General features: G+C 65.2%; 11 protein-coding genes. 5 read left to right on the top strand and 6 right to left on the bottom strand.

The genetic code is table 11. The features are described from left to right. Position 1: 1 nt before the first annotated feature. The 3 genes from J5M67_RS01505 to J5M67_RS01495 are packed head-to-tail and all read right to left on the bottom strand — an operon-like array spanning position 2 to position 4,579. Positions 2–1,213, bottom strand: a complete 1,212-nt coding sequence (locus J5M67_RS01505; protein ID WP_207882575.1) for a cytochrome c — start codon at positions 1,211–1,213, stop codon at positions 2–4. A 2-nt stretch (positions 1,214–1,215) separates the two neighbouring features. Next, complete coding sequence (locus J5M67_RS01500; RefSeq protein WP_017520662.1) at positions 1,216–1,755, bottom strand: (2Fe-2S)-binding protein; 540 nt, start codon at positions 1,753–1,755, stop codon at positions 1,216–1,218. Beyond that, positions 1,748–4,579 carry a xanthine dehydrogenase family protein molybdopterin-binding subunit gene (locus tag J5M67_RS01495; protein ID WP_207882573.1) on the bottom strand — a complete coding sequence of 944 codons (2,832 nt, stop codon included), beginning with the start codon at positions 4,577–4,579 and terminating at the stop codon, positions 1,748–1,750. Before J5M67_RS01495 ends, J5M67_RS01500 begins: the two co-directional genes overlap by 8 nt. Positions 4,580–4,911: 332 nt before the next feature. Here J5M67_RS01495 and J5M67_RS01490 point away from each other — a divergent pair, with 332 nt between their 5' ends. Further along, on the top strand, positions 4,912–6,123 hold the full coding sequence (locus J5M67_RS01490; protein ID WP_207882571.1) for an MFS transporter: 1,212 nt from the start codon (positions 4,912–4,914) through the stop codon (positions 6,121–6,123). A gap of 257 nt (positions 6,124–6,380) precedes the next feature. On the opposite strand, the gene J5M67_RS01485 is transcribed toward J5M67_RS01490, so the two are convergent. Genes J5M67_RS01485 through J5M67_RS01475 form a run of 3 tightly spaced genes read right to left on the bottom strand, consistent with a single transcriptional unit; the run spans position 6,381 to position 8,985 of the window. Then, entirely contained in the window at positions 6,381–6,530 is a 150-nt protein-coding gene (locus J5M67_RS01485) for a DUF2474 domain-containing protein (protein ID WP_207882842.1), read from the bottom strand. A 10-nt stretch (positions 6,531–6,540) separates the two neighbouring features. Then, the gene (gene cydB, locus J5M67_RS01480) at positions 6,541–7,548 is read right to left on the bottom strand and encodes a cytochrome d ubiquinol oxidase subunit II (RefSeq protein ID WP_207882569.1); all 1,008 of its coding nucleotides are present in this window, start codon (positions 7,546–7,548) and stop codon (positions 6,541–6,543) included. A 3-nt stretch (positions 7,549–7,551) separates the two neighbouring features. Beyond that, on the bottom strand, positions 7,552–8,985 hold the full coding sequence (locus J5M67_RS01475) for a cytochrome ubiquinol oxidase subunit I (protein WP_207882567.1): 1,434 nt from the start codon (positions 8,983–8,985) through the stop codon (positions 7,552–7,554). A 467-nt stretch (positions 8,986–9,452) separates the two neighbouring features. Between J5M67_RS01475 and J5M67_RS01470 the strand changes: the two genes are divergently transcribed. The 4 genes from J5M67_RS01470 (at position 9,453) to betT (ending at position 14,975) form a co-directional block, all read left to right on the top strand. Then, on the top strand, positions 9,453–10,232 hold the full coding sequence (locus tag J5M67_RS01470; RefSeq protein ID WP_207882566.1) for a MetQ/NlpA family ABC transporter substrate-binding protein: 780 nt from the start codon (positions 9,453–9,455) through the stop codon (positions 10,230–10,232). A 118-nt stretch (positions 10,233–10,350) separates the two neighbouring features. After that, the gene (locus J5M67_RS01465) at positions 10,351–11,541 is read left to right on the top strand and encodes a PLP-dependent aspartate aminotransferase family protein (RefSeq protein ID WP_207882564.1); all 1,191 of its coding nucleotides are present in this window, start codon (positions 10,351–10,353) and stop codon (positions 11,539–11,541) included. Positions 11,542–11,560: 19 nt separating this feature from the next. Then, entirely contained in the window at positions 11,561–12,463 is a 903-nt protein-coding gene (locus J5M67_RS01460) for a sigma 54-interacting transcriptional regulator (RefSeq protein ID WP_207882562.1), read from the top strand. A 553-nt stretch (positions 12,464–13,016) separates the two neighbouring features. After that, positions 13,017–14,975 (top strand): choline transporter BetT, encoded by a 1,959-nt coding sequence (gene betT, locus J5M67_RS01455; RefSeq protein ID WP_207882840.1) that lies wholly within the window; start codon positions 13,017–13,019, stop codon positions 14,973–14,975. The last annotated feature ends 44 nt before the right edge of the window (positions 14,976–15,019 follow it).

Here is a 15,019-nt window from a genome sequence, read left to right as displayed (position 1 = left end):
CTCACTCCGCCTTGAGTTGAGCGACCTGTTGTACGCCCATGTCGCCCGGCAAGCCACCCCAGGCCTGACGCAGGTAGTTGATCAGGTCGGCGAGCTGCTCGTCACTGAGCTTGTCGGCGAAGCCCGGCATCGGCTGCATGCGCTCGAAACCGGTGAACTGCTGCTCGCGGATGCCCTCGACAATGACCTTGGCCAGGTTGCGCGAATCGGCCAGGCGCAGGGTGGTGTTGCCCTGCATCGCCACGGCGATGTGCGGCTTGCCCTCGCCTTCGTTGCCGTGACAGCCGGCGCAGACATTGAGGTACTGCTGACGGCCACGCTTGGCGCTGTCGCTGAGCTGGTCCTCGGCCACCGCCTGCACCACCTTGGCCTGCGGCGGCTGATCGCCGAGCAGGTAGGTGGACATGGCGGCCAGGTCCTCGTCACCCAGGTGCTGGGTGCTCAGGTGCATGACCGGGAACATCTCGTTGAACATGCTGCCCTGGGGGCTCATGCCGTGCTTGAGGAAGCCGGTGAGATCGGCGCTGGTCCAGCCACGCTCGGCCAGGTCCTGGGCCAGCAGGCTCGGGGCGCTGTAGCCGTTAAGCAGGCCGCCGGTCAGGCGCTTGTCCTGCTGCAACGCGCCGATGCTGTTACGCGGGGTGTGGCACTCGCCGCAGTGGCCGAGCACTTCCACCAGGTACTGGCCGCGCTTGTAGGCGTCGCTCTTGCCCTCGGCGTTATCCAGCTGGACGCTCTTGCCGTAGAGCATATTCCAGCCCGACAGGCCCATGCGCACATTGAACGGGAAGCTCAGGCTGGTCTGGGGCGCAGCGCGGTGCACCGGTGTCTGGCTCATCAGGTAGGCATAGAGGGCATCGCTGTCCTCGCGCTTGATGAGGTGGTACGAGGTGTAGGGCATGGCCGGATATAGATTGGCGCCGTCCTTGCGCTTGCCCTCGGTGAGGGCGGCGAAGAAGTCGTCGGCGCTGTAGTTGCCGATGCCGAAGTCCTTGTCCGGGGTGATGTTGCTGCCGTAGATGGTGCCAAACGGCGAGTGGATCGGCAGGCCGCCGGCGAACGGCGCACCGCCCTCGGCGGTGTGGCAGGCCATGCAGTCGGCGGCGCGGGAGACGTACTCGCCGCGCTTGATCAGCTCCTGGTCGGCCGCCTGGGCGCTCACCGCCAGACCGAGGCCGACAGCCAGCGCGAGGCCGGAAAGAATGCGCTGCATGCTTAGCCCTCCTTGACCAGGCCGAGATCGGTCAGCACTTCGCGGGTGGCGTCGTAGTAACGCACGTACCCTGTGCAGCGACAGATGTGGTGGCCAAGGCTGGCCTCGATGGTCGATTCCAGTTCGCTCTTCTTCAGCGGCTGGCGCTGGGCCTTCTCCACCAGCACGGTGGCGGCGTTGACGAAGCCCGGTGCGCAGTAGCTGCACTGGAAGGCGAAACGGTCGACGAACTTCTGCTGGATCGGATTCAGTTCCTTCACCGAACCGTCTGCCTCGCGTTTGGCGTGGCCCTCGATGGTGCGCACCTTCTTGCCTTCGAAGTAGTGCGCGCCGGTGATGCAGGTGCGCACTTCCTCGCTGGTGCCGTCGGGGTTGTCGACGATCACCACGCAGGCATGGCAGATGCCCTGGCCGCAGCCCAGGCGCGAGCCGGTAAGGTTCTGGTATTCGTGCAGGTAGTCGATCATCGGCAGGTCCTCGGGAACCTCGACCGGACCGACGGTTTGACCATTCAGGGTCAGGTTGAGCGGACGGTTAGCCATTGAGGGCCTCCTTGATGCGAGCGGGGGTGATGGGCAGGTCGCGGACGCGCTTGCCAATGGCGTGGGCCACGGCGTTGCCGATGGCGCCGACCACCGGGATCATCACCACTTCGGCGATGCCCTTGGACGGGTCGCTGGGCGAGAGCGGCGGAAGGATTTCCGAGCTCTGCTGCCAGACGGCCACGTCTTTCGCCTTCGGGAGACGGTAGCGGTTGAAGTTCCAGTCGCCCTCGCCCGGGCCACCCTCGTACAGCGGCATGTCTTCCAGCAGCGCATGGCCGATGCCCATGGCGGTGCCGCCTTCGATCTGGCCTTTCACCAGTTCAGGCACCAGCACGCGGCCACACTCGATCCAGCTGTGGTGATTGAGCACGGTGACTTCGCCGTTGCCCTTGTTCACCTTCAGCTCGACGATGGTCGCCACCGGGCTGTAGTAGGTCACCGCGGCGTTGTTCAGCTGCACCGGCGGATAGGCCACGTTCTGGCGATCCAGCAGGTGGAAGCCGGCGCTGTTCATCTGTGCCTTCTTCACGCCCGGGGCGCCGTCGCCGTATTTCACGGCCAGGGCGTCCAGCGGCAGGCGGTCGCGCACGCCGTCGATGACGAAGTCGCACTCCGCCCAGCTCCAGCGGTTGAAGCCGTGGACGGTGGCGCCGGTGACCAGGCCCTTCTCGTGGGCGACCTTGGCCAGCTCGGCGAACGACAGCGGCTCCAGGCCGTTGGCGGTGAGCTTGCCGTCGACCCAGTGGGCGTCTTCCCGGCGCACTACCAGCGGGTTGGCCGCGCCGTTGAACGGGCCGCGACGCCAGATTTCCAGGGCCGCCGGCCACAGGCCGTGGTTGAACAGCACGCGCGCCGCTTCACGGGTGGCGTGGCTGAAGTAGTAGGCCGAATTGGTCGCCGACGACGCCGAGGCGTACTTGCCGACCCAGCGCGGGTTGCGCAGCTTCTCGTCCTGGGTGGGCTGGCTCATGGTGTAGGGGTCTTCGCCGCTGAGCAGCTGCAGCTCCGGCCACTCGGTCTCGGCGGTCTTCATCTCGTCCGCCGGTTTGCCGAGGAAGTCGGCCACTACCAGCGCCTGGGAGGTGGACATGCCGGTGCCGATCTCGATGCCGATGTGGCGCATGTGCACCTTGCCCTGGGCATCGAACTCGATGCTCGCCATGGGCGCTTCGGAGCCGGTGCCGAAGTCCTTCTGGCAGATGGCAAAGCCGACGCCGTACCAGTGGTCCGGGTCCTTGGCGTCCATTTCCTTCTTGCGTGCGTCGCGGGTCTTCCACCACTCGTGGGCGGCGGCCTTGTCGAGAATCTCGTGCAGGCGCAGGGCGCCAGCGGGGATCGCGCCCTGGGTGTTCTTCATGCCCGACTTCAGCGCGTTGACACGGCGCAGTTCGATGGCGTCGACGCCCAGCCGACCGGCGATCTCGTCCACCATCATCTCGGTGGCGGCCATGCTCTGCAGGGTGCCGTAGCCACGCATGGAACCGGCCTCGACGGCGCGGGAATGGTAGGCGGTCACCTGCAGGTCATTCTGCGGCATGTAGTAGATCGACTGCGCGGCGGTGGCGCCCACGGCGGCCACGGACGGGCTGTAGTTGATGCGGCCACCGCCGTCCACGCTCATCTCGGTGCGGAAGATCTTGAAGGTCATGTCCTTCTTGTCCACCGCCAGCTGGTAGCGAATGTCGAACGGGTGGCGCTTGATGCCGCTCTGGAACTGCTCGTAGCGGTCATTGGCCAGGCGTACCGGCACGCCGTTGCCGTACAGCGCAGCCAGGGCCGCGTAGTAGACGAAGATGTTGTGATCCTTGGAGCCGTAACCCACGGTGTAGCCGGGGTGCATGTTCAGCTTGGCCAGGCCGAAGCGCGACGGGGCGATCATGTGCGCCGTCTCGTAGGCAGCCTCGAACGGGCACTGGGTGGCGACCACGAAGTGCAGGGTCTTGCTGGCCGGGTCGTACCAGCCGTTGCCGTTGTCCGGCTCCATGGCGGCCGGCTCGATGGACGGGGTCTTGTAGCGTTCGTCGAAGACCAGCCAGTTTTCCGGCGGGTTGTCGATCTGCTCCTTGATCTTCTGCGCGTAGAACAGGCCCTGCTCGGTGAGGTCGCCGTGCTGGTTGGGCTGCTGGTTCCACACCGGTTTGCGCTCGCGGATCATCGGGAAGAGGATCGAGTCCTTGAGGCTGGAGAACTCGTCCGGATCGGCCGAGGTCGCGCCGCCGACGCGCACGTAGCGGAAGCTGCCGTAGGGATCGCCCTGGTACAGCGGGGCCTGCGCGCCGTAGCGGATCGCCTTGTCGTTGAACTTCATCTTCAGCTTGGCCTTGCGGAAGCGTTCGAAGTCGTTCCAGATCAGGATGGCCACCGGATGGCCGATGAACATCGGCACCTTGCCGCGCGGCAGCAGCGGGTCCGGAGCGTGGGCTTCGGGGAAGACGATACCGTCCTTGTCCAGGTCCTCGGCGGTGACGATGCGGTCGGGCTGCAGCTCGGCGCCCAGCCATGCGAGGTCGATGCCGTCGAAGATACGGTCGGCCTTGATGGTCTTGAGCAGCATGGCGTGGCCCTGTTGCTGCGGCCAGCCGGGCATGTCCTTGGAACGGATGTCGCGGGCGAACACCTTGTTGCCGCAGACCTTGGACAGCGCATCGTTACGGAAACGCGCCTTGCCGTCGTGGCCCATCCACTGCTGGGGCGAGACGGTGACGGAGTTTTCCATCAGGGCAGCGAAAGCCCGGCTGCCGAGCGGCGCCAGCGTCACGCTGACGCCAGCGATCAGCCCGCCTTGCAGGAAGGCACGCCGGGAAATATCACGGTTGGACATGGTTCATCCTCTGGACGGTGAAGGCCCGCCCATGTCGATTTCTGGTGCTGAATAAAACTGGAAGGGTGCGCAATCGGGGGGCGTTTCGAAGGTGACGCCGAAGGGTGTTCTTGCTGTAAAACCTGACCCTTTCGTCAACTTTAACCCATCTGCATCCCTCCAGGCAAAGTCAAGCAGGCAACTTGTCGCGCTGTTGCCCAATCTGACGACCACTCATCAGCTCCCGCACGCGGCGCTCTGCGCTGCCTGTCTCGCGCGCCACAACCGGAAAAGTGCTACGCCGTGTTACGCTGCACAGCCCTTGCTTAGCCGCCTAACGAATAGTCCCCGCCATGTCCGCCGAAGCTACGTCCCTGCTGCGCCATCGCCCCTTCCTCGCCTTCTGGCTCGCCCGCGTCTGCACCGCCAGCGCCTTCCAGATGATCACCGTGGCCATCGGCTGGCACATTTACGAACTTACCCACAACGTGCTCGATCTGGGCCTGGTGGGGCTGGTGGAGTTCCTGCCGCGGGTGATCTTCATGCTGCACACCGGCCACGTCGCCGACCGCTACGACCGCCGGCGCATCGCCTCGATCTGCCAGATCGGCCAGGGGCTGGTGGCGGTGGCGCTGGTGGTGGGTGCCAGCACCGACAACGTGACCCGCGAGATGATCTTCGTGATGGCCTTCCTGCTGGGTACCGCGCGGGCCTTCGAGATGCCGACCACCCAGGCGCTGCTGCCAAACATCGTGCCCAGCGCGCTGTTCCCCCGCGCCGTGGCCGCCTCCGCCTCGGCGATGCAGGCAGCGACCATCGCGGCTCCCGCCCTCGGCGGGCTCCTCTATGCCCTCGGCGCGTTCTGGGTCTACACGCCGACTGCGGTGCTGTACTTCATCGCCTGCACCCTGGTCATGACCCTGCCCTCGCGCCAGGCGCCGGCCGCCCAGGGCAAGGCCACGCTGGAGTCGCTGCTGGCCGGTATCCGCTTCATCCGCAGCCGCCCGGACATCTTCGGCGCCATCTCCCTGGACCTGTTCGCCGTGCTGCTGGGCGGGGCCACCGCGCTGCTGCCGGTGTTCGCCAAGGACATCCTGCTCACCGGCCCCTGGGGCCTGGGCCTGCTGCGCTCGGCCCCGGCGGTGGGCGCGCTGCTGATGTCGTTCTGGCTCGCACGATTCCCCATTGAACGCAATGTCGGGCGAATCATGTTCCTCGCCGTAGGCATCTTCGGCGTCACCACCATCGCCTTCGGCCTGTCGACGTCCTTCTGGTTCTCCCTGGCGGTGCTGGTGGTGCTGGGCGCGGCGGACATGATCAGCATGGTGATCCGTGGCGCCTTCGTGCAGCTGGAAACCCCGGACGAGATGCGCGGCCGGGTGAGCGCGGTGAACGGCCTGTTCATCGGCGCCTCGAACCAGCTGGGCGAGTTCGAGTCCGGTATCACTGCGCACTGGTTCGGCACCGTGCCGGCGGTGGTGCTGGGTGGCGTGGGCACGCTGATCGTCACCGGGGCGTGGATGAAGCTGTTCCCGAGCCTGGCGAAGCGGGACAAGTTGCACTGATCCTGCCACAGCCGATCGCGGGGACGGAGTCCGCTCCTACAGTCACCGGATGCCACGACCGTAGGATGGCGTGGAGCGAAGCGATACCCATCGATTAATGTGCGAAAACGCTGATGGGTATCGCAGGCTCCACCCATCCTACGGGCTGAGATTTCGCGCACGTCTGCTTTTGTAGGAGATCCAAAAAAATCCCCCGCTGGAAATACCAGCGAGGGATGTGGGAACGGGCGTCATGGGAGACGCCCGGATGGGATCTGTCAGTGCGGCGTGCCCAGCCCCGCCGCACTCATGAACAGGCGCATCAGCCAGGCCGCAACACCCAGGCCGGCGACGCTCAACGCCCAGATCAGCACCAGCCAGCCGAGCCGCTTGTGCAGCGGCGCCTTGCCTTGCTCGTCAGGGGTCATCGCGCAGCCCTCAGTGATAGCCATCGCCGTGCTTCACCTTGCCGCGGAAGACGTAGTAGCTCCACGCGGTGTAGCCAAGGATGAAGGGGATGATGAACAGCGCTCCCACCAGCATGAAGCCCTGGCTCTGCGGCGGCGCTGCCGCGTCCCAGATAGACAGCGACGGCGGCACGATGTTCGGCCACAGGCTGATGCCCAGCCCGCTATAGCCCAGGAAGATCAGCACCAGGGTGAGCACGAAGGGCTTCACATGGTCGTTGCTGGCGACCGAGCGCAGCAGGCTGTAGAGGGTCACCAGCACCAGCAGCGGTACCGGCAGGAACCAGAACAGGTTGGGCAGACTGAACCAGCGCTGGGCGATCTCCTCGTGGGCCAGCGGCGTCCACAGGCTGACAATGCCTATCACCGCCAGCAGCACCAATGCCAGCGGCTTGGCCAGGTCGTGCATGCGTTCCTGCAGGCGGCCTTCGGTCTTCATGATCAGCCAGGTGCAACCCAACAGGCTGTAGGCGACCACCAGGCCCAGGCCGCAGAACAGCGGGAAGGGTGCCAGCCAGTCCAGCGCGCCACCGGCGAACTGCCGGTTGGCCACCGGGATGCCTTCGATGAAAGCGCCCAGCGCCACGCCCTGGAAGAAGGTCGCCACCAGGGAGCCGGCGATGAACGACTTGTCCCACAGGTGCCGCTTGGCCGGCTTGGCCTTGAAGCGGAACTCGAAGGCCACGCCGCGGAAGATCAGCCCCACCAGCATCAGGATCAGCGGCAGGTAGAGCGCCGAGAGCACGGCCGAATAGGCCACCGGGAAGGCGCCGAACAGCGCCGCGCCGCCCAGCACCAGCCAGGTCTCGTTGCCGTCCCAGACCGGCGCCACGGTGTTCATCATCACATCGCGGTCGCCCTCGTCTTTGAAGAACGGATAGAGCATGCCTATCCCTAAGTCGAAGCCGTCCATCACGACGTACATCATGATCCCGAAGATGATGATGATCGCCCAGATCAGCGGAAGATCGATTCCCATGGCTCAGTTCCTCCCTGCCGGACGGGTGTCGTCGTCGAAATCATCCTCGGCAGCCGACAGCGGCCGCGCGGGAGTGCGCTTCTGACCGGCGCCGCCATGGCTGGTCTCGCGGCCTTCATGGGTGACCGGGCCCTTGCGCACCAGGCGCATCATGTAGCCGATGCCCACGCCGAACAGGCTGAAGTACACCAGCACGAACATCACCAGGGTCAGGCTCATCTGCGCGACGCTGTGGTTGGATACCGCGTCCGAGGTGCGCATCAGCCCATAGACGACCCACGGCTGGCGGCCGATCTCGGTGGTGAACCAGCCGGCGAGGATGGCGATCAGGCCCGACGGCCCCATCCACAGCACCAGGCGGAGGAAGGCGCGGTTCTGGTAGAGCCGCTTGCGCAGGCGCAGCCAAACGCTCCACAGGCCCACCAGGATCATCAGCATGCCCAGGCCGACCATGACGCGGAACGACCAGAAGATGATGGTGGAGTTGGGCCGGTCGGCTTTCGGGAAGTCCTTCAGCGCCGGGATCGGCTCGGTCAGGCTGTGATTGAGGATCAGGCTGCCGAGCACCGGGATCTCGATCTTGAAGCGGGTCTCCTCGCGCTGCATGTCCGGCCAGCCGACCAGCACCAGCGGGGTCGGGCCGCCTTCGCTGTTGTCCCAGTGGCCCTCGATGGCGGCGATCTTCGCCGGCTGGTGCTTGAGGGTATTCAGACCGTGGGCATCGCCGACCATGGCCTGGATCGGCGCGACGATCAGCGCCATCCACATGGCCATCGAGAGCATCTTGCGGATCGCCGGGTTGTCGCGGCCGCGCAGCAGGTGCCAGGCCGCCGAGGCGCCGACGAAGAAGGCGGTGGCGACGAACGAGGCGATCGCCATGTGCAGCAGGCGATAGGGGAAGGACGGGTTGAAGATGATCGCCAGCCAGTCCACCGGCACTACGATGCCATTGACGATCTCGTGCCCCTGCGGGGTCTGCATCCAGCTGTTGGAGGCGAGAATCCAGAAGGTTGAGATCAAGGTGCCGATGGCCACCATCACCGTGGCGAAGAAGTGCAGGCCCGGACCGACACGGTGCCAGCCGAACAGCATGACGCCGAGGAAGCCGGCTTCGAGGAAGAACGCCGTGAGCACTTCATAGGTCAGCAGCGGGCCGGTGACGCTCCCGGCGAAAGCCGAGAAGGCGCTCCAGTTGGTGCCGAACTGGTAGGCCATGACCAGGCCCGAGACCACGCCCATGCCGAAGTTGACGGCGAAGATCTTCGACCAGAAGTGATAGAGGTCGCGGTAGACCTCCTCATGGGTCTTCAGCCACAGGCCTTCGAGCACCGCCAGGTAACTGGCGAGACCGATGGTGATGGCGGGGAAGATGATGTGGAAGGAGACGGTAAAGGCGAACTGGATCCGAGCCAGGTCGAGCGCCTCTAATCCGGACATGACGATTCCTCTTCAGGCTGACGCCCGCCACGCCAGTGGCCGGGCACCGTGCCTTGCGCGTGCGCAGGGCGTTCTTGCGTGAGTCTGTGTTTTCCAATGACTCGGTTTCGAGTCGCCGGTCTGACGCCGGTTCGGCTTCATTTGGCGCCCATTCAGAATGGACCGCGATCTGCATTGATGCCGCTCAATGAAGCAACTCGATCTTACGCGGCCAACCGGTGCGCACCGCCGTGGTGGGTTGCCGCGCGGCGGGGTGTCGCGCGACAGGTTGTCTCACTACCAGGCCGTCACATGAACAAAATCGAATATCAAAATGAAAAATTAATATTTTATTGGAATAAAAAAGCTCGGTAAGTTCTGCCTCAACCGCAGCCACTGGAGCCGCGGAAAAAATCCACCGCCCGTACGAAGGCCCCATCCCGGCCGGCCCGGACGCCAGCGGTCATCTGCCCCACAAGGACATCGCAATGAAAAAGCTGCTGCTTCTGACCGCCCTCGCCACTGCCTTCACCACCTCCGCCTTCGCCAACGAGAAGCTGGTCATCGCCGCCACCCCGATCCCCCACGCCGAGATCCTCGAGCTGATCAAGCCGACCCTGGCCAAGGAAGGCGTGGACCTGGAAATCAAGGTCTTCACCGACTACGTACAGCCCAACGTGCAGGTGGCCGAGAAGCGTCTGGACGCCAACTACTTCCAGACCAAGCCGTACCTGGACAACTTCAACAAGGGCAAGGGCACCGACCTGGTCACCGTGATCGGCGTGCACGTCGAGCCCTTCGGCGGCTACTCGAAGAAGTACAAGTCCATCGACCAACTGCCGGACGGCGCCACCGTCGCCATCCCCAACGAAGGCAGCAACAGCGGCCGCGCCCTGCTCCTGCTGCAGAAGGCCGGCGTGATCAAGCTGAAAGACCCGAGCAATGCGCTGGCCACCCCGAAAGACATCGCCGAGAACCCCAAGCACCTGAAGTTCAAGGAACTGGAATCGGCCCTGCTGCCGCGCGTGCTGGACCAGGTCGACCTGGACCTGATCAATACCAACTACGCGCTGGAAGCCAAGCTCAACCCGGTGAAGGACGCACTGATCCTCGAAGACCGCAACTCGCCCTACGTGAACTACCTGGTGGCGCGCCCGGACAACAAGGACAGCGACGCCCTGAAGAAACTCTCGGCCGCGCTGACCAGCCCTGAGGTCAAAACCTTCATCGAGAAGAAGTACAACGGCGCCGTAGTGCCCGCCTTCTGATCCGCCGCCCGGCCGAGTGCCGGGCACATCGACTCCCACGCTGGGCGCACCTCGAGTGCACCCGCTTCAACGCCGGTGGGCAGGTTCCACCGGCGTTTTTCTTTCTCAAGGACCTGCCATGAGCGACCACGCTAAAGGCCCCTCCACCCGCGCCGTACATGCCGGCCACGATACCGACCGGCGCATGGTTACCCGCGCCAAGAGCCAGCCGATCTACCAGAGTTCGGTGTTCGTCTACGACTCCCTGGAGCAGGTGGACGACTTCCTCGCGGGCAACCCCGACAACTACATGTACACGCGCATCGGCAACCCCAACCACAGCGCCGTGGAAGAGTTGCTGCGCGAGCTGGAAGGTGGCGAGGACGCGCTGTTCTCCGCCTCCGGCATGGCAGCGATTTCCGCAGCACTCCTGGGCGTGCTGAACGCCGGCGACCACCTGATCGCCAGCCGCGAGCTGTACGGCACCACCCAGAGCCTGATCGAGAAGGAGCTGACGCGCTTCGGCATTATCTCCACCCTGCTCGACCTCAACGATCTGGCGGCGGTGGAAGCGGCGATCACGCCCACTACCAAGCTGATCTACACCGAGACGGCCTCCAATCCGCTGGTGCGCGTGAGCAACGTGCCGGCACTGGCCGACCTCGCCCACCGCCGCGGCCTCAAGCTGCTGGTGGACAACACCTTCCTCTCGCCGGTGCTCTACCAGCCGCTGCGCGATGGCGCCGACCTGGTGATCCACAGCACCACCAAATACCTCAACGGCCACAGCGACGCCATGGGCGGCGCACTGGTGGGCGATGCCCAGTGGATCGCGAGCGCGCGGCGCTTCCAGATCAACGCCGGCGGCAGCGCCAGCCCCTTCGAGAGCTGGCTGAACTTCCGCGGCGCCAAGACCCTGGCCCTGCGCATGAAGGCCCATTCGCAGAATGCCCAGGCACTGGCCGAAGCCCTCGAAACGCACCCGCAGGTCGAGCGCGTGTACTACCCCGGCCTGCCCTCGCACCCGGACTTTAAGCTGGCGCAGCGGCTGTTCCGCAAGGGCCACTCGGGCATGTTGAGCTTCACCCTGAAGGGTGGCCTGGACCAGGTCGACGCGTTGATCGGCGCACTGCAACTGGCCGCCTTCGCCCCCTCGCTGGCCGGCGTCGCCAGCAGCATCACCCACCCCGGCAAGACCTCGCACCGCGCGTTGTCCGCCGAGGCCCTGACCGCGCTGGATATCCACGACGGCACCATCCGTGTGTCGGTGGGCATCGAGGACAGCGAGGACATCGTCAGTGACTTCCTGCAGGCGCTGGACGCGTTGTAGAGCAGAAGGAGAACCACCCATGAACGCCCCCCAAGCATCGCTGCCGCTGCTGACCTTCCCCGACGCCGACAAGAGCCCGCTGAGCATCCGCGCCAAGGCGCTGGTGTTCTTCGACCCGCGCTCGCACCAGGTACGCGACGAAGTGGAACGCCTGGCGCCGCTGCCGCAGCCGGTGCTGATCCACGGCGAGACCGGCACCGGCAAGGAGCTGCTGGCCCGTCACATCCACCGCGCCAGCGAGCGCCCCGGCCTGTTCGTCGCGGTGAGCTGCAGCGCACTGAGCCGCAACTACGCCGAGGCCGAGCTGTTCGGCTATGCCCCCGGCGCGCACAACGGCCCGGTGAGCAGCCGCGCCGGCTGGTTCGGCTCGGCCAACGGCGGCACCCTGTACCTGGACGAGATCGCCGACCTGCCGCTGTCGCTGCAACAGAAGCTTCTGCGCGTGCTGCAGGAGCGCGAGGTGCTGCGCGTCGGCGCCCGCGAGCCGGTGCCGGTGGACGTGCGCCTGGTGGCCGCCACCAGCGTCGACCTGGTGCAGGCCGTGCGCGCGGGGAAATTCCTCGAAGGGCTGCAGCAGTACCTGCACGACGGCAACCTGACCCTGCCGCCGCTGCGCGAACGCATCGGCGATATCCAACCGCTGGCCGAATACTTCCTCGGCGTGCACGCACAGCGCCTGGAACTGCCGGTGCCGCAGATCGCCAGCGACACCCAGCGGGTGCTGGAAAGCTACCCCTGGCCGGGCAACATCCGCGAGCTGGAGAACGTCATCCACTTCGCCCTGCTGGTCAGCCCCGGAACCGAAATCGGGCCCGAGCATCTGAACCTGCCGGACAGTTCCCTGCCGGATTTACGGGCCCTGCTGCAGCGCCCGGGTGTCCGCGAACAACTGCAAGCCCTGCTGAATGCGACGCAGAGCTGAACCGTTTCACTAAAAGCGACGAATGGTCGCAGTGAAACGATTCGCCCCGCTCATTGCCGACAGCAGAGAATCCTGAGCAAGCTATCAATTTCAGGATTTTATCCTGCATAAGCCAAACAATGCAGACTCATCGACCAGATCAATATCAACCATAAAGACCATTCACTTATATTTGTCACAAATATCAGGGAAAATGGCTATCAGGCAGTCGGGACCCAATTTCCCCGAGCCTTTGGAGACTATCGTGACCAGCTTTGCCGCTCTTGCCAGCTTTTTCGCCGCCACCGCCTTCCTGAACGTACCTGCGCAGGTCGACCCGGAACGCCGTGAGATTCGCCAAGCGAAGAAAGCCCGCCGCAAGTAAAGCAGTACCCGCTCCGCTCGGCCCTCGTACAGGGCCGGCGGCGGGACCATCGGTCCCGCCAATTGGCCTTGGAAGGCCATCTCGTGTTTTCATTGAATGCTTGTTCAAGGAAAAACATGAGGGACCCCGCCCGTTTTGACTGCACCACAATCCCCTACCCCGTCCGTTACACCCAGCCCCTCCATGCGCATGAACCCGCCGGTCTTCTACGGTGCGGCGGCGCTGATCCTGATCTTCGTCCTCTTCGTCATCGGCCTGCCGCAACGCGCAGGTGACTGGCTGCTCGCCGCCCAGACCTGGGCCGCCGGGACCGTCGGCTGGTACTACCTGCTGGCGATGACGCTGTACCTGATCTTCGTGGTGGTCACCGCGCTTTCCGGCTACGGAAAGATCAAGCTCGGTGCCGACCACGACGAGCCGGAATTCAGCTACCTGTCCTGGGCCGGCATGCTGTTCGCCGCCGGCATCAGCATCACCCTGTTCTTCTTCTGCGTCTCCGAGCCGCTGACTCATTTCCTCCAACCGCCGCAAGGCGAAGCCGGCACCCCGGAAGCGGCGCGCCAGGCCATGCAGCTGCTGTTCCTGCACTGGGGCCTGCACGGCTGGGGCGTGTTCGCCCTGGTGGCGATGGCGCTGGCCTACTTCGCCTACCGCCACAACCTGCCGCTGGCCCTGCGCTCGGCGCTCTACCCGCTGATCGGCAAGCGCATCAACGGCCCCATCGGCTACGCGGTGGACTGCTTCGGCATCATCGCCACGGTGTTCGGCCTGGGCGCGGACATGGGCTTCGGCGTGCTGCAGCTCAACGCCGGCCTGGACTACCTGTTCGGCATCGCCCACAGCCATCCGGTGCAAATGACGCTGATCGTGCTGATGATGGGCGCGGCGATCCTGGTGGCCATCTCCGGCGTCGACAAGGGCATCCGCCTGCTGTCGGACATCAACATGCTGCTGGCCTGCGCGCTGCTGCTCTTCGTGCTGTTCGCCGGCCCCACCCAGCACCTGCTCAACACCCTGGTGCAGAACATCGGCGACTACCTCGGCAGCCTGCCGACCAAGAGCTTCGACCTCTACGCCTACGGCCACGAAGGCAGTGACTGGCTGGGCGGGTGGACGGTGTTCTACTGGGCCTGGTGGATCGCCTGGGCGCCCTTCGTCGGCCTGTTCATCGCGCGCATCTCGCGCGGGCGGACCATCCGCGAATTCGTCTTCGGCGTGCTGTTCATCCCGCTGGGCTTCACCCTGGCGTGGATGTCGATCTTCGGTAACAGCGCCCTGGACCAGGTGCTCAACCACGGCTTCAGCGAACTGGGCCGGGTGGCCGTCGAGGAGCCCTCGATGGCGCTCTACCAGTTGCTGCAGAACTACCCCGGCAGCAAGGCCGTGATCGCGGTCACCGTGCTGGTCAGCTTCGTGTTCTTCGTCACCTCGGCCGACTCCGGCACCGTGGTGCTCTCCACCCTCTCCGCCCACGGCGGCAGCGCCGACGATGACGGCCCGAAGTGGCTGCGGGTGTTCTGGGGCGTCGCCACCGCGCTGGTCACCGGTGGCCTGCTGTTCGCCGGCAGCATCGATGCACTCAAGTCGGCGGTGGTACTCACCTCGCTGCCTTTCTCGCTGATCCTGCTGCTGATGATGTGGGGGCTGCACAAGGCCTTCTACCTCGAATCCCAGCGCCAGCGCGCCCGTACCCACTCCCTGGCGCCGCCGCCCTCGACCGAGACCGGCGGCTGGAAGCGGCGCATTTCCCAGGCGGTGCACTTCCCCACCCGCGACGAGGTGTACCGCTTCATGAGCGACGTGGTCAGCCCGGCGATTGCCGAGGTCTCGGAGGTGTTCCGCGAGAAGGGCCTGCAGGTGGATTCCGACCTCGACCTGGGCAACCTGGAGCTGGGCGTCGAGATCGGCCACGGCGAGCAGCATCCGTTCCTCTACCAGGTATCAATGCGCGGCTACTTCACGCCGTCCTTCGCCCGCGCCGGCATGGGCGGCCTGCACCTGAAGAACCGCCGCTACTTCCGCGCCGAGGTGCACCTGTCCGAGGGAAGCCAGGACTACGACCTGATGGGCTACAGCAAGGAACAGATCATCAACGACATGCTCGACCAGTACGAGCGGCACCTGCAGTTCCTGCATCTGGTGCGGTGAGCCAGGGCATCGCGGACGGATGCGGCTCCTACATTGGACCTGAC

The sequence above is a fragment of the Pseudomonas sp. 30_B genome (assembly GCF_017491605.1).
In the GTDB taxonomy this organism is placed as follows: domain Bacteria; phylum Pseudomonadota; class Gammaproteobacteria; order Pseudomonadales; family Pseudomonadaceae; genus Pseudomonas.
The sequence above is the reverse complement of the archived record's forward strand: the minus strand, read 5'-3'. Positions and strand labels throughout refer to the sequence as shown.

Bases quoted from the DNA above. Each gene is read 5' to 3' on its own strand.
- cydB (WP_207882569.1), bottom strand. From the start codon at position 7,548: ATGGGAATCGATCTTCCGCTGATCTGGGCGATCATCATCATCTTCGGG.
- J5M67_RS01505 (WP_207882575.1), bottom strand. From the start codon at position 1,213: ATGCAGCGCATTCTTTCCGGCCTCGCGCTGGCTGTCGGCCTCGGTCTG.
- J5M67_RS01500 (WP_017520662.1), bottom strand. From the start codon at position 1,755: ATGGCTAACCGTCCGCTCAACCTGACCCTGAATGGTCAAACCGTCGGT.
- J5M67_RS01475 (WP_207882567.1), bottom strand. From the start codon at position 8,985: ATGTCCGGATTAGAGGCGCTCGACCTGGCTCGGATCCAGTTCGCCTTT.
- J5M67_RS01460 (WP_207882562.1), top strand. From the start codon at position 11,561: ATGAACGCCCCCCAAGCATCGCTGCCGCTGCTGACCTTCCCCGACGCC.
- J5M67_RS01495 (WP_207882573.1), bottom strand. From the start codon at position 4,579: ATGTCCAACCGTGATATTTCCCGGCGTGCCTTCCTGCAAGGCGGGCTG.
- J5M67_RS01470 (WP_207882566.1), top strand. From the start codon at position 9,453: ATGAAAAAGCTGCTGCTTCTGACCGCCCTCGCCACTGCCTTCACCACC.
- betT (WP_207882840.1), top strand. From the start codon at position 13,017: ATGAACCCGCCGGTCTTCTACGGTGCGGCGGCGCTGATCCTGATCTTC.
- J5M67_RS01465 (WP_207882564.1), top strand. From the start codon at position 10,351: ATGAGCGACCACGCTAAAGGCCCCTCCACCCGCGCCGTACATGCCGGC.
- J5M67_RS01485 (WP_207882842.1), bottom strand. From the start codon at position 6,530: ATGACCCCTGACGAGCAAGGCAAGGCGCCGCTGCACAAGCGGCTCGGC.
- J5M67_RS01490 (WP_207882571.1), top strand. From the start codon at position 4,912: ATGTCCGCCGAAGCTACGTCCCTGCTGCGCCATCGCCCCTTCCTCGCC.